Source organism: Pseudomonas sp. R62 (assembly GCF_000257605.1).
GTDB classification, from domain to species: domain Bacteria; phylum Pseudomonadota; class Gammaproteobacteria; order Pseudomonadales; family Pseudomonadaceae; genus Aquipseudomonas; species Aquipseudomonas atacamensis.
In genome coordinates, this window is sequence record NZ_JH635998.1 from 2,018,807 (window position 1) to 2,033,071 (window position 14,265).

At 61.0% G+C, this 14,265-nt stretch carries 10 protein-coding genes; 7 read left to right on the forward strand and 3 right to left on the reverse strand.

All coding sequences use genetic code 11. The annotated features are described in order from the left end of the window. Positions 1 to 3,562: beta strand repeat-containing protein (locus OQK_RS10120; protein ID WP_038860822.1), on the forward strand; the 3,562-nt coding region annotated here is incomplete at its 5' end. 149 nt (positions 3,563 to 3,711) lie between these two features. Then, positions 3,712 to 4,050, forward strand: coding sequence for a hypothetical protein (locus OQK_RS10125; protein WP_016772279.1), 339 nt, complete (start codon positions 3,712 to 3,714; stop codon positions 4,048 to 4,050). Between the two features lie 116 nt (positions 4,051 to 4,166). Here the strand turns inward: OQK_RS10125 and lapD are convergent, their stop codons facing one another. Further along, complete coding sequence (lapD, locus tag OQK_RS10130; protein WP_016772280.1) at positions 4,167 to 6,113, reverse strand: cyclic di-GMP receptor LapD; 1,947 nt, start codon at positions 6,111 to 6,113, stop codon at positions 4,167 to 4,169. Between the two features lie 14 nt (positions 6,114 to 6,127). Next, complete coding sequence (gene lapG, locus OQK_RS10135; protein WP_016772281.1) at positions 6,128 to 6,820, reverse strand: cysteine protease LapG; 693 nt, start codon at positions 6,818 to 6,820, stop codon at positions 6,128 to 6,130. 196 nt (positions 6,821 to 7,016) lie between these two features. Here lapG and OQK_RS10140 point away from each other — a divergent pair, with 196 nt between their 5' ends. From OQK_RS10140 to OQK_RS10160, 5 genes are all read left to right on the forward strand, one after another. Further along, entirely contained in the window at positions 7,017 to 7,727 is a 711-nt protein-coding gene (locus tag OQK_RS10140) for a GntR family transcriptional regulator (protein ID WP_016772282.1), read from the forward strand. A 697-nt stretch (positions 7,728 to 8,424) separates the two neighbouring features. Beyond that, the gene (locus OQK_RS10145) at positions 8,425 to 9,201 is read left to right on the forward strand and encodes a DUF3050 domain-containing protein (RefSeq protein WP_038860823.1); all 777 of its coding nucleotides are present in this window, start codon (positions 8,425 to 8,427) and stop codon (positions 9,199 to 9,201) included. Continuing rightward, positions 9,198 to 10,127 (forward strand): diiron oxygenase, encoded by a 930-nt coding sequence (locus OQK_RS10150; RefSeq protein WP_016772284.1) that lies wholly within the window; start codon positions 9,198 to 9,200, stop codon positions 10,125 to 10,127. The genes OQK_RS10145 and OQK_RS10150 overlap by 4 nt, the downstream gene beginning before the upstream one ends. A gap of 10 nt (positions 10,128 to 10,137) precedes the next feature. Beyond that, a complete protein-coding gene (locus OQK_RS10155; RefSeq protein ID WP_016772285.1) occupies positions 10,138 to 13,530 on the forward strand; it encodes an amino acid adenylation domain-containing protein in 3,393 nt (1,130 codons plus the stop codon). Between the two features lie 22 nt (positions 13,531 to 13,552). After that, positions 13,553 to 14,020 carry an SRPBCC family protein gene (locus tag OQK_RS10160; protein WP_016772286.1) on the forward strand — a complete coding sequence of 156 codons (468 nt, stop codon included), beginning with the start codon at positions 13,553 to 13,555 and terminating at the stop codon, positions 14,018 to 14,020. A 126-nt stretch (positions 14,021 to 14,146) separates the two neighbouring features. Here OQK_RS10160 and OQK_RS31990 read toward each other — a convergent pair. Next, positions 14,147 to 14,265 (reverse strand): hypothetical protein (locus tag OQK_RS31990; RefSeq protein WP_443216333.1); only part of this gene is annotated, 119 nt, incomplete at its 5' end.

A 14,265-nucleotide genomic window follows, 5' to 3' on the forward strand; every position in this document is an offset into this window, starting at 1 on the left:
CGTGAAGATCCCGGCGGGCGCCAGCAGCGCGCAGTTCAACGTCGCCACCCTCGATGACAAGATCACCGAAGGCACCGAGAACTTCGTGGTCAAGATCGATTCGGCTACCGGCGGCAACTTCGAGAACCTCGCGGTCAGCAGCACCAATGGCAGCGTCAGCACCTCGATCATCGACAACGATGCACCACCGGTGCTCGATCTGGACGCCAACAACTCCAGCGGTGCGATCGGTGCCGATTACAAGGTGACGTTCACCGAGAACACCCCGGGCGCCGGCGTGTCGATCGCTGACACCGACCTCAGCATCACCGACCCGGACAGCACGATGCTGACCGGTGCCACCGTGGTGCTGACCAACCGTCAGGACGGCGATGCGCTGAATCTGGGCAACAGCGTCAACGGCATCACCATCAATGCCAACAGCACCAACGGCACGGTGACCCTGACCCTCTCGGGTAACGCGACCCTGGCCGACTACATGCAGGCCATCAAGAACATCAGCTTCACCAACAGCAGCGAAAACCCGAGCACCGTGCCGCGCATCATCACCGTGACGGTGACCGATGGCGGCAACTACTCGAACACTGCGACCACCACGGTCAACGTGGTGGCAGTCAACGATGCACCGGTCGCCGCGCCGAGCAATGTCACCGGCACCGAAGACACGCCGCTGGTACTCGGCTGGTCGACCTTCGGCGTCAGCGATGTCGATAGTCCGGCGAGCAGCCTCGGTATCAAGATCACGCAGCTGCCGGGCGAGGGCAAACTGCAGTATCTGGACGGCTCGACCTGGAAGGATGTTGCCAACAACCAGACCTTCAGCAAGGCCGACATCGACGCCGGCAAGCTGCGCTTCCTGCCGGATGCCAACGAGTCGGGCAGCAACGGTTACGGCGGCACCAGTCTGGGCAACAATCAGGCGGACTACGCGCAGATCAAGTTCCAGCCTACCGATGGCCAAGCGCTGGGCAGCACCGGCACAGTGAAGATCGACATCACGCCAGTGGCGGATGCGCCGACCGTGGCCGTGGCCGATAACAGCGTTAAATCCACCGGCCTGATCAAGGAAGTCTGGACCGGTCTGTCGGGCCTGGGCACTGACGGCAGCGGGGCGAATTCGACCACCCTGAAAAACGTCATCGACGCCGCCGGCAAACCGAACTCCAGCGCCAACGTCACCAACGTGCAGTCTGACGGCAGTGTCGCCGCCGGTACGGCGTCGAAGACCTCGGGCCTGATCTACCTGGAAGCCGGCAAGACCTACAGCTTCAGCGGCGTGGCCGATGACAGCCTGCTGATTACCATCGGCGGCAAGAGTGTGGCTTCCGGAACTTGGGGCGCGGGCGGTGCGATCAACGGTTCGTTCACCCCGACCACCAGCGGTTACTACACTCTCGATATCTACCACCACAACCAGAGCGGCCCGGGCAGCTACGACGTCAACCTGTCGGTCAACGGCAGCACGCCGATTGACCTCAGCAACGCCGGCGTGCCGATCTACACCGGTGTGCAGGATCTGATCAACTCGGGCGTGACCGTCTCCGATCTGCACGGCACCAACGGCGAAGGTTATTACGACGGCTACAAGCTCAACACCGGCGCCGAAGGCACCACGGTGAAACTGTCGGCGATCAGCACTGCGCTGACCGACACCGACGGCTCGGAAACCCTGAGCGTGAAGATCAGCGGCGCACCGGTCGGTTCGGTGCTCAGCGATGGCGCGGGTCATACCTTCACCGTTACCGCGAGCAATGGCGAAGCCAACGTCACCGGCTGGAACCTCGGCTCTCTGACCGTGACCCCGCCAACCTACTACAACGGCCAGTTCAACCTGACCGTGACTTCGACGTCCACCGAACAGGTCGGCGGCTCGGCAAGCAGCACCGCGACCATTCCGGTCACAGTGGTGCCGGCGGTGTACAACGCGGTCACCGCCACCTCGGGTGATGACAACGTCACCGGCACCGACGCCAACGACATCATCGTCGCCGACATCGGCGGGCTGACCGTGGTGCCGGGCACCAACTACAACATCGCGTTCATGGTCGACAGCTCGGGCAGCATGAGCACCTCGTCGCTGAACGCCGCAAAAGACTCGCTGACCTCGGTGTTCAACAGCCTCAAGCAAAGCCTGGGTGGCAGCAACTCGGGTACGGTGAACATCTTCCTGGTGGACTTCGATACCCAGGTCAACAAGTCGGTGTCGGTGAATCTCAACGACCCGAATGCGCTGACCTTGCTCAAAGCAGTGCTGAACTCGATGGGCTCTGGCGGCGGTACCAACTACGAAGACGTGTTCAAGACCACGGCCAACTGGTTCCAGAGTGCCGATGCGGTCGCCAACACCGGGGCGAAGAACCTCACGTACTTCATCACCGACGGCCAGCCGACTTACTACCAGACCGGCGAGCAGACCAACCCGACGCTGTATGGCAACGTGAAACTCGACAGCGTGGTGAACACCAGCAACTACAAGCAGGGCGACACGTTCAGCACCTACATCGACAACTCGCACTACCTGACCATCAACAGTGCCGGCAGCGTTGTGCTGCAAACCTACAACTCGTGGTGGGGCTGGAGCAGCGAAACCCTGGGCACGATTCACGCGCAGGGCGACGGCACTTATGAATTGTCGAACCTCGCGGGTACCGGCAACAGCACCAACTCGTCGACGACCAGCAACTCGACCAGCGGCTTTGCCTTGTTGAGCGGGTTGTCGAGCGTCGAAGCCATTGGTCTGAACAACGACGTCAGCCTCAACGATCTCAAGCCGTACGACTCGGACAAAACGCCGCAAACCAACATCGATCCGAAGGATCTGGCCAACTCGATCATCGGCCATACCGAAGCGACGATGCCGGGTAACGACACCGTCAACGGTGGCGAAGGCAACGACATCCTGTTCGGCGATCTGGTCAGCTTCAACGGCATTGCCGGCGAGGGTTACCAGGCGATGCAGGCGTTCGTCGCCAAGGAAACCGGCGTTGATGTCAGCAAAGTCACCACCAGCAATGTGCACCAGTACATCACCGAGCACTATCAGGCGTTTGATGTATCCGGCGCGCACGATGGCAACGACACGCTGCTGGGTGGCGCAGGCAATGACATCCTGTTCGGCTCGGGCGGCACCGACCTGCTCGACGGCGGCAAAGGCAATGACATCCTGCTCGGCGGCACCGGCAACGACACGCTGATCGGCGGTCAGGGCAACGACATCCTCATCGGCGGTTCCGGTGGCGACACCTTCGTCTGGAAATCGGGCGACACCGGTAACGACGTGATCAAGGATTTCAAAGCCAGCGAAGGCGACCGCATCGACCTGCGCGACCTGTTGCAGGGCGAGACCGGCAGCACGATCGACAACTTCCTGAAGATCACCACGGTGGATGGCACGTCGTCGCTGCAAGTCAGCTCGGCGGGCAAATTCAACTCGGGCGATGCCGCTGCGGCCACGCCGGACGTGACGATCAAACTGGAAGGCAACAACTGGGCGAGCGCCAACCTGCACAACCTGATTGCCGGCAGCGACCCGACCATCAAGGTCGATCACAACAACAGCTGAGGCTGAAACAACGACGGCCGCCTCCTGTGGGGCGGCCGTCGCGTTTGCGGGCAATGCAGCGGTGACGATTTGATCGTCGCCCCGCATACTGGCGCGCAGTTGGCTATGCTGCTGACAGCATGACGCTGTTCATTTGTGAGGGATGCTCAATGTTTTACGTGCAACGCGATGCGCAGGGCCAGTTGATTCGCGTGGAAGCTGCGGCGTACGCCGAGGCCACGGAAACGCTGCCCGCCGATAACCATGAAATTCAGGCGTGGTACGCCAACGAAGCCGTGGAAAACAGCCTCAAACAGCTCAAGCAGAGCGACTTTGAAATGATTCGGGTACTCGACGACCTGATTCAGGTGCTGACCCAGAAAGGCGTGATCCGCGTCACTGACCTGCCGGCGGCGGCCCAGGCCAAACTGATGGACCGCACCCAGGCGCGTGAAGCGCTGGGCGGGTTGAGCCAGTTGATCGATGAGGATGAGGGCGGGTTGATCTGATCCTGGATCTTCACCAATTGGACTGGCCCTTTCGCGAGCAGGCTCGCTCCCACACTGGAATGCATTCTAAATGTGGGAGCGAGCCTGCTCGCGAAGGCGGCATCACTGAAGACAAGTTACTTCCAGGGCTTCGGCTCACCGAGCAACTGCCCCTGCACGCCATACAAGCCCATCTCGCGAATCACTGACAGCTCCCCTTCAGTCTCGACCCGTTCGGCAATCAGCGGCAGATCGATGCTGTGCGCCGCGCGCTGGATCGCTTCAATGAACAGACGCTTGTCGCTCTCCTGATCGATCGCCCGAATGTAGCTGCCATCGATCTTCAAATACGCCAGACCCAACCGCGCCAGGTTGCCGATCATGCTGAAGCGCCCGCCGAAGCGCTGCAGGCTCAGCGAGAAACCGAGCTCGCGCAGGCGTCGGGTCAACTGCTCCAGCACCGCTTGTTCAGGCAGTTGCTCCTCGCCGATCTCCAGAGTCAGGCGTGCGCCGAGATTGGAATGCACGCGCAGAATCTCGAAGACTTTGTTCAGCGCCTGCGGGTCGGCCAGCGTTGCCGAGGACAGGTTCAGCGCCAGCGAATCCTCGTGCCCTTTCATCTGTTCCAGCACGCGTTCGAGCATCAGCCGGTCAAGCCGCGCGGTCCAGCCGAAGCGCTCCAGCCACGGCAGGAAGCGTCCGGCGGGAATGGTCTGGCCCTGCTCGTCGAGCAGGCGTGACAGCACCTTGTAATGCAGCACCAGTTGCGTGTCCTGCGCAGCGACCACCGGCTGGAAGTACAGCTCGAAACGCTGCTGACTCAAGGCCTGATCCAGCAGTCGATGCCAAGCGTGATGGTCATCACCGACCTCCGCCACCAGACTCTGATCGATGCACGCCCAATTCTGCTCGCCCTGCCCTTCGGCCTGCGCGAGTGCCTGATCGCCCAGTGTCAGCACCGCTTGCGGGGAGTCGCCGTGAGCGAAGGGCGCCAGCCCGATCGAAGCCACCGCCGGCACATCGGTCGCGCCGGTGGCATGCAGGCTGCTCAAGGCATTGTCGAGATTCTGCGCCAGCTGCAGCGCTTCCTCGCGCACCAGCCCCGGCGCCAGCACGGCGAATTCACCGCCGCGAATACGCGTGACCAAGTCCTGGGTTTGTGGATATCTGGCGCACTCGCGGGTCAGTTGCTCACCGACGGCCTTGAGCAACTGGTCGGTACGCTGGCCGCCAAGACGCTGGTTGAGCCCGGCCAAATCCTTGACCCGCAACAGCAGCAGATAACCGGAACTGGCCTGCTCCGGGTTGCTCACGCGGTTGTTCAATTGCATCTCGAAATAGCGGCGGTTGGCCAGGCCGGTGAGGTTGTCCTGATAGGACTCGGTACGCAGTTTTTCACTGCGCTCGGCCTGCTCCTGGAACAGCGTCTTGAGCTTCTCGACCATCTGATTCATTGCCTGCACCACGCGACGCAATTCAGGCGTGCGCGGCAGATCCGGCAGGCTGAGAAACTCGCGGCGGGCAATCGCATGGGACTGCTGGACCATGTAATCGAGCGGCTTCAACTGCCGACGCAGCAACAGCGCGCCGAGCACCGCACTCAATGCGCCGCAGATCAGCAACCAGCCAAGGCTGCCCAGTGCGCTCTGCCATAGCTTGGCCACGGCGAACATCGGATGGCTGACCACCTCGACCCGCGCCGCCTGCTCCCAGCCACGGCTGACCAGCGCATCGCCACCGGCCGGCTCGAGGCCGATCAGTTTGACGAACCAGTCCGGCACATTGCTCACCGCCGGGGCACCGCTGCGCTCGACAATGGTCTGCTCGGTCTTCACGTCGACCACGCGGATGCTCGCGTAATAACCGCTGTCGAAAATCGAACTGACCAGCAGCTCGACCATCGCCGGGTCGTCGATATTCGGCGTCAGCGACAACGCCAGCGCCGTCGCCGCGTCCTGTGCGTGGGAGCGCAACTGATTGACGTACTGGGTGCGCGAACTCTCCAGGCTGACCATGAAGCTGCCGGTGAAGGCCACGACCAGGAACAGACAGATAGCGATCAACAGCTGTTTGAACAAAGACATCTGAGCGCGTGCTCCTAGTTAGTCGTCTCGACCGGAAAACCTTCGGCCTGCATTTTTTTCAGCACATCCTGCCAGCGCGACAGGCGTTTGGTGTCGCCGACCTTTTTATTGCCCTTGGCGCCTGGCAGATACAGACCTTCGGCATTGAAAGAGTAGACCGGCAGCAAATCGGTCCGCTGCGACGCCGGCTGGATCGGATCGATCAGGCTGTCGAGCACCAGCGGCATGGCATCGGGGGTCGCATAGTACGTCAACACCATGTGCGCGCGGTTCTGCCGCAGCGCCTTGACGTAGGTGATGCGCAGCTTGTCACTGGAAACGCCGAGATGGCGCAGGCTGAAATACTTTGCGATGGCGTAGTCTTCGCAGTCGCCGGCGCCCTTCCACAGCGCTTCGATCGGGGTTTCCCAATAATCCACTTCGCGCCACAGATCGATGTCTTCGACGTAACGCACCTGCTTGTTGAAAAACAGGTTGACCACCTTGAGCTTGTCCATCTCACTGACCTGCTTCTGCGTGGCCAGCAGATTCTGCCAGGCATCGATGCGCTGCTGCCCGGCACCCAGTGGCCCATAGAGAGCCGTGGCCTTGCGGCTGATCGCGGAAAATTCCCAATCGGCGTGCAGACCGCCCAGCATGACGCCGGCCAGCAGCAATGCGCAGCCAAGCCAGCGCAAGGTCCGAGGGATCGCGAAACGTACCGCCACTGCAGGTTTCCAGAAGGACAGAAAGGAAGCGTTTGATGGTGAAGCTTAGCCCGGCAAAAAACAATGGCACCGTGAGATCATCGAAGACGCGCTAGACTTAAGATTGCAGCGCTTTGTTTTACAAGGTTTGACAACCTGTAGAGCAATCACTAGTGTCATTTGGATCCAAATATTGCGACCTACAGGGTGTGTTGTCGTGACTCAGAAGCCCAAACCGCTGCACAGCATTAAAGTCGAGGGACCGATTCCTGCGCATCTGGCCCGGTCGGTGATTGAAGAAACTCTGCGCTCGGCCATTCTCGATGGCCGCCTGCCCTGTGGCACTGCGCTGCGCCAGCAGGATCTGGCCGATCTGTTCGGGGTCAGCCGCATGCCGGTGCGCGAAGCTTTGCGCCAGCTCGAAGCGCAGGAGCTGCTCAGCGTCACCACGCACAAAGGCGCCGTGGTCGCCCCGCTGATCCAGGGCGATGCTGCTGAAACCTACGAGTTGCGCATTCTGCTCGAATCCGAGGCATTGCGGCAGTCCATTCCGCTGCTGACTGAGGCCGAGCATCAACTCGCCGCTGGCTACATCGATGAACTGGAAGCGCAGCACGACTACAACGAAATCGGCCGCCTCAACCGTCTCTTTCACATGGCCCTGTACAGCAAGGCGCCCAACCAGCGACTGCTGCGCCTGGTGGAGGACGGCCTGAACGAAGAAGAACGTTTTCTGCGGTTCAATCTGGAAGCGATGGGCCTGGGCAAGCTGTCCCAGGATGACCACCGCGCCATGCTTCAGGCCGTGATCGAGCGGGACATACCGCGCTCGCTCGCAATGCTGGAGCAGCACCTCAACCGGGGCGTTGAGGTCATCACCCGCTACCTGGCGACTCCCGCCGCACAGAAGCGTCACACCGCACGCTGATATCTCGTACGTCGAATAATCCCCTTACAAATCTTCGCGACCGCTCTGCTGCCGGCTCTGGCAGCGGATCGGCGTGCCCGCTGGTGCCCGCCCCGGCCCTGCCGACGCATTTCTGCTGCCCGCCGATGACCAATCGGTAATAGCCCTGACGGCAATTTACCCGCACTCTTCCAGCGCCACCCCTACAGAACGGGGACGCGCCGCCCTGACGGCACAGTCCCCGCAACAGGAACCTACGGAAGGAGCCTTGTCACGGGAAACAGGAAGTCATGGCGCCGGTCCCGGCCAACTTTCGCCCCCTTTGAATTCATAAACTTCCCTTGTTTAAAAGTTGCTTCGAGTGAGGCATTCACTCTTGTTATCGATTTTGGCCGTTATTAGCCGAAAGGAGTAACTACGCCCAAATAAAACTTGATCTGAAAGTTTTATCGGTAACTCTCATATTCAAAAAAAGCCAACTTAAAATAATTGAAAATAAACTTGTTAAATGCATTTGCCTTGTATTAGTTTTTCTCTCGCCAGGTTCGAACGTCGCCGTTCAGCGCGGCATACCTTACGTAACAACCGCAGCACCCGTGGCGCCGCAACGGCGCCACAGCGCAATCAATATTTGCCCGACTAACTTGCTATCCAACTTGCGCGACCGCTTATAGCAACTGAAAAGAACCGTGCACTCCAATCAATGATAAAGGACATCATGATGCCCACTAAGCAGCAACTCGCTCTGAAGAAAGCCGAACTGAGTATTCATCCGATCTTTTCCGAGATTACTTCGTTATCGGTATTACGTCGTTTCATGGAAACCCATGTATTTGCCGTATGGGACTTCATGTCGCTGACCAAGCGCCTGCAACAGGAACTGACCTGCACGCGTTTACCCTGGTTGCCGCCGCGCGATCCCCACGCGGCGCGGTTGATCAACGAGATCGTGCTGGGCGAGGAATCGGACGATCGCCTCGATGCCGGCCACTACAGCCACTTCGAGTTGTACCTGGATGCGATGCGCGAAGTCGGCGCGAGCACCACGGCGGTAGAGCGCTTTGTCGCCCTGCAGCAGGAAGGCGTGAGTTATGACGTCGCGTTGCAGAGCGTCGACGTCGACCCGGCGGCCGCGCAGTTTGTCCGCGATACCTTGCGCATTGCCCTGGAGGCGCCGAGACACAGTGTCGCTGCCGCGTTCCTGCATGGTCGCGAGAGCGTCATTCCAACGATGTTCCAGCGCATCCTCGATGACTGGGGCATCGGCATCGAACAGGCACCGACCTTTCGCTACTACCTGCAACGGCATATCGAGGTCGACTCCGAAGACCATGGCCCCGCCGCCGAACAGCTGCTGGAGCGTCTGGTCGATGGCGATCCGCAGCGCGCAGCCGAGGTTTACGCCAGCGCCATCGCCGCCGTGGAAAGCCGCATCGCCTTGTGGGACGGGCTGCGCCTGAGCATGGGCGTGGAAGTTGCCGAGGTGGCCCAATGAACGCTGCCGACTATCAATCCTTCGCCGAGGCCTGGGAAAGCCGCGCGACCATCCGCACCCGTCCCCGGCGGTTGCTCGAAGACGACCAGCGCCTGATCTACCCGCTCAGTCGTCAGCCGCTGGTGCTCAGCGAAACCTTCCTGCGTGAATGCCCGCAACAACGTGATTTCGCCCTGGTGCAGACGTTGTACAAATTCATCAATGACGTAGTGATTTTCGAGACGGAAATCGTCGACAAGACCGCCCGCAGCATTGCCAAGAATCGCTTCGCCGTGGCGTTCCCGTTCGCCTGTCGTTACGACGCGATGACCGTGGTGGTCGATGAGGATTACCACGCGCTGGTGGCCATGGATTTCATGCAGCAAACGGTGGCACTGACCGGTATCGAACCGATTCCGTTGCCCGATGAAATCGAACTCAGCCGGGCGATTCCCGCCGCCGTTGCGCTGGCTCCGGAACACCTGCGCAGCGCGGTGGAATTGATCTGCGTGGCGATCGCCGAAAACACCGTGACCGGCGATGTCGCCGCGTTCGCCCGCGACGATTCGGTCAAGCCGTCGATCAAGGGCCTGATGGCCGACCACTTGCTCGACGAAGGTCGCCACTCGAGTTTCTGGGCGCGGATGGTGCGCATCTATTGGCACACCGCCAGCGACACGGACCGCGAAACCATCGCGCAGATTCTGCCGGTGTTCATCGGCCATTACCTGACCAACGACATCCAGAAGTCCTTCGATTTGCGCCTGATCGACGCGCTGACGGTCAGCGAAACCACCCGACATTCATTGCGTGAGGAGATCGCGGGATTCGCCTTCCCGATCAATCGCCACCACCCGCTGGTGCGCAACATCGTCAGGTTTTTCCACAACAGCTCGCTGCTCGCCACACCGTGCGTGCAGCACGCCCTGCGCGACTATCTGGTGTGAGGAGGCCGACATGAAACGTCTCGACATTTTGCTCACCGGCGCCAGCCAGGCCATGACCGATCTGGCTCGGGAGCTCGAACAGCATGGCCATGCTGTGACCCGCAGCGGCGTGGCTCAAACGGCGGTGGACCTGATCATCGACGATGGCTTTATCGCTGCCGGCGACTTCTGCGCGATCCCGCATCTGCACCTGCGCCTGGGTATCGCCGCGCAAGACCATGGCGGCCTGCCGACCCTCGACTTGCTGTGCTTCCTCGGCTCGTCGCTGATCCGCCGCGTACCGATCGGCGATGAGCCGTCCGGCAACGGTCAGTCTCTCAGCCAACGAGCGCTCGCCCATGTGGTCGATGAGGTGGCGTTGCTGGTCAGCCGCTTTTCCCGCGATGCCGATTATTTGAGGCATGCCCCGGCCCTCAAAGCGCCGGATTTCGAACGGCTGGAAGATCTACTGTTTCTCGACAAACTGGCGTACGTCCACTGTCTCAATGACACGGCAAACCCGGCGCTGCTGCAACAAGCGCAGATCCCGCTGATCGAGCGCCTGCGACAAAGCCTGATCGAATATGCCGAACGACCGGCGCTGCATGTTGGCGGGAAGACCATCAGCTACGAGCAACTGCACGCCCACAGCCGCGCGATTCAACAGCGCCTGCTGCCCTTGCTCGAGCAACATCCGCAGCCGTGGGTGGTCGCTGTCTGCCAAGGCAAAAGCCCGGCACTGTTCGCCTCGATTCTGGCGATTCTCGGCAGCGGCGCGGTGTACTTGCCGCTGGAGCCGAGCCATCCTTTGCCGCGCCAGCAATACATCCTGGAAAACGCCGGCGCGGTGCTGTTGCTTCACGATGGACAGCAGGCGCTCAGCGAATCGATAGCGGGGCTCGATGTCAGTGACATCGGGGCAATGGACGCCGCTCGTGATCGACCGCTGATGCAGCGCTGGCCCGAGCTCGAAGCGCCGTGCATGGCGCTTTATACCTCGGGTACCACTGGGCATCCGAAAGGCGTGCTGCTCAGCCAGGCCAATCTCGCCCACTTCACCGCGTGGTACGCCGACTACGTGCAGCTGCGCGCCGGAAGCCGGGTGTTGCAGTTCTCTTCGCTGAGCTTCGATTCGTCACTGATCGACATCTTCCCCAGCCTGCTCGCAGGGGCAGAACTGATCGTGCCGGACGACACCCAGCGCCGCGATCCTTTGCAACTGATTGCGCTGATTCGCCGGCGGCAACTGACCCACGCCTTCCTGCCACCGGCGCTGTTGAGCATCCTGCCGCTGGAACAACTGGAGGGCGTGCAGCTGATGACCGGCGGTGATGTCTGCGAGCCGTACGTCATCGAGCAACTGACCCGCCAAGGCACCCTGCACAACCTGTATGGCCCGACCGAAGCCACCGTGCTGATCACCGCGCGCCAGCTCAAACCGGGCGACAGCAACCGCACGCTGGGAGGGCCGATCGCCAACAGTCGGGTGCTGATTCTCGACGACGATCTGCAACCGGTGCCTGATCAAACCGTCGGTGAGCTGTTCATCGTCGGCCCCGGTGTCTGCCTCGGTTACCTGAACAATCCGCAGCAGACCGCCGAGCGTTATCTGAGCCTGTCACTGCCCGGCGGCGAAACCCTGCGCGCCTACCGCAGCGGCGACATGGCCAAGTGGGGCGAGCACGGTATCGAGCTGTGCGGGCGGCGCGACAATCAGGTGAAAATCCGTGGCTTTCGCGTAGAGCCGGAAGAGATCGAGCGCTGCCTGCGCGAGAGCCGCTTGTATCGGCAGATTGCCGTGGTCATCGACAGTCAGCGGCGCATTCTGGCGTTTATCGCCCAGCCACAGACCGAGACTGCCCGCGACGCATTGAAGGCTCACGCCCGGCAGTTTCTGCCGGACTACATGCAACCGGGAGCGTGGACCGAACTGGCGCAGATGCCGTTCGCCAGTAACGGCAAAGTCGATCGCAAGGCGCTGTTGGCATTGCCGGTGACGGTGCAGGACAGCGCCGCGAAATGCCTGCCGGCCAATGCTGACGAAGCGCTGCTGTTGGAGATCTGGGCAGAATTGCTGGAACTGCCGACCAGCGACATTTCCACTGACGAAAGCTTCTTCAATCTCGGCGGTCATTCGATTCTGCTGTCGCGGATGTTGCTGCGCTTGCGTGAGGAATTCGGCCGAAGCATTTCGATCAATCGCTTCATCGAACTGCCCACGATCAGCAAACTGGCGACGCTGGTGCGCGGCAGCGATGACAGCGCCGTGCTCAGCGCTCAGGCCATGGCCGACGCCGAGCGCGCGCTGGATATCGAACCGCTGCCGATCAGCCGCATGGGCGATGTGCACAAGGTCATCGTCACCGGTGCCAACAGTTTTGTCGGCGTGCACATCGTCGAAGCGCTGCTCGGTTGGGGCGCCAGCGAAGTGGCCTGTCTGGTCCGCGACGGCGCCGGGCAAACGGCGGCGCAACGTTTCGCTCAGGCACTGCGCGAAAACCGTCTGGAGCACCTCGACCTGAGCCGTGTGCGGGTTTACGCAGCTGATATCAGCCGTCCGCAACTGGGCCTGGGCGATGAGAACTATCAGCGCCTGGATCGCGAGTTTGGCGCGCTGGTGCACAACGCCGCCAACGTCAACCACGTACTCGATTACGAGTCCCTGGCGGCGGACAACGTCGAGCCGATATTTGCCCTGCTGAAGCTGTGCGAAGGGCAGCGCAAAAAGGTCTTCAACTTCGTCTCGACCCTGTCGGCATCCAGCACCGTGGATGACGCCGGTCGAGTGCTGGAACTACCCGCCGCCGCGACGCCGCCGATCTACATTCGCAACGGCTACAACCTGTCGAAGTGGGTCGGCGAACGCATCCTCGAACGGGCGCGCGAACGTGGTGTGCGGGTCAATCTTTATCGCCCTGGCAACATCAGCTTCAACAGCCTCAGCGGTGTTTGTCAGCCGCACAAGAACCGTTTGATGCTGATGCTCAAGGGCTCGATCCAGCTCGGTCAGGTGCCGGCCTTTGCGCTGAATTTCGACCTGATGCCGGTGGACTTTCTCGCCCGCTTCATCGCCTTCCATGCCAGCCGTTATTCAGCGGATCGTGCGGTGTTCAACCTGCACAACCCCGAGCCGCTGAGCTGGGATGCCTACGTCGCTTCGTTCCGCGAAACCGGCAGCGAGTTTGCGCTGGTCAGCGTCGCTGACTGGCAGCAGCAACTGAACCGGGTCGACGCCGACAACGCGCTGTTTGGCGTGCTCGGTTTCTACCTCAATGGTTTCGAAGAAGACATCGGCGACATCTCCCTGATCGGCCACGCCAACGCCGAGGCCGGCGTGCAGCAGATGGGCGCGCACTACCCACAGAAATCCCCGGCGCTGCTGCGTCGCGGCTGCGACTACCTGAAAGAAATCAACTTCATCTGACTCATCCACAAGGAGCAACACCATGATCAATCTGCAACCCGACACCCTGATCAAAAACCCGCAAGGCTGCCACGTTGTGTCGTCGGTGGAAGTGCCGGCGGACGCGGCAAAAGTCTGGGCAGTGGTCGGCAATTTCGCCGGCTTCGATCGATTCATTCCAGCGCTGTCACACACCGAAATGACCGGCGAAGGCGTGTCCTCGCTGCGCAAGAAAATCTTCAAGGACGGCAACGTCGTGGTCGAACAACTCAACTCGCGCGATGAACAGGCGCGGCGCATGACCTGGACGACGATTTACAACACGTTGGGGGTGGCGAATCTGTGGGCGGCGATGCAAGTGGAATCGCTGAGCGCAGGGAAGTCGCGAGCGACCTGGACGATCATTGCCGAACCGGCTGCGGGTGGGGATGAAGCATTGCCGGGGTTCAGGGATTTCGTGCAGGGGTTTGCCGATGATGCGATGGGCAATGTGCTGAAGCTGTTCGTTTAAGGCATCGGTTTGGCGGTGATTGAACCGCCGCTTTCGCGAGCAGGCTCGCTCCCACATTTGGAATGCATTTCCCTGTGGGAGCGCGCCTGCTCGCGAAGAACGATAACGCGGTCTGCGATCTGTGAATCAGATCTTGAAACTGTCGACCAACTGCTTCAACCGGTTCGCCTGCTGCGACAACGCATCACAATCCTTCAACGTTTCGTTGAGGTTGGCCACGCTCTGCTGGTTCAACAGGTTGATCT

Bases quoted from the DNA above. Each gene is read 5' to 3' on its own strand.
- OQK_RS10150 (WP_016772284.1), top strand. From the start codon at position 9,198: ATGAACGCTGCCGACTATCAATCCTTCGCCGAGGCCTGGGAAAGCCGC.
- OQK_RS10155 (WP_016772285.1), top strand. From the start codon at position 10,138: ATGAAACGTCTCGACATTTTGCTCACCGGCGCCAGCCAGGCCATGACC.
- OQK_RS10160 (WP_016772286.1), top strand. From the start codon at position 13,553: ATGATCAATCTGCAACCCGACACCCTGATCAAAAACCCGCAAGGCTGC.
- OQK_RS10145 (WP_038860823.1), top strand. From the start codon at position 8,425: ATGATGCCCACTAAGCAGCAACTCGCTCTGAAGAAAGCCGAACTGAGT.
- OQK_RS10125 (WP_016772279.1), top strand. From the start codon at position 3,712: ATGTTTTACGTGCAACGCGATGCGCAGGGCCAGTTGATTCGCGTGGAA.
- lapD (WP_016772280.1), bottom strand. From the start codon at position 6,113: ATGTCTTTGTTCAAACAGCTGTTGATCGCTATCTGTCTGTTCCTGGTC.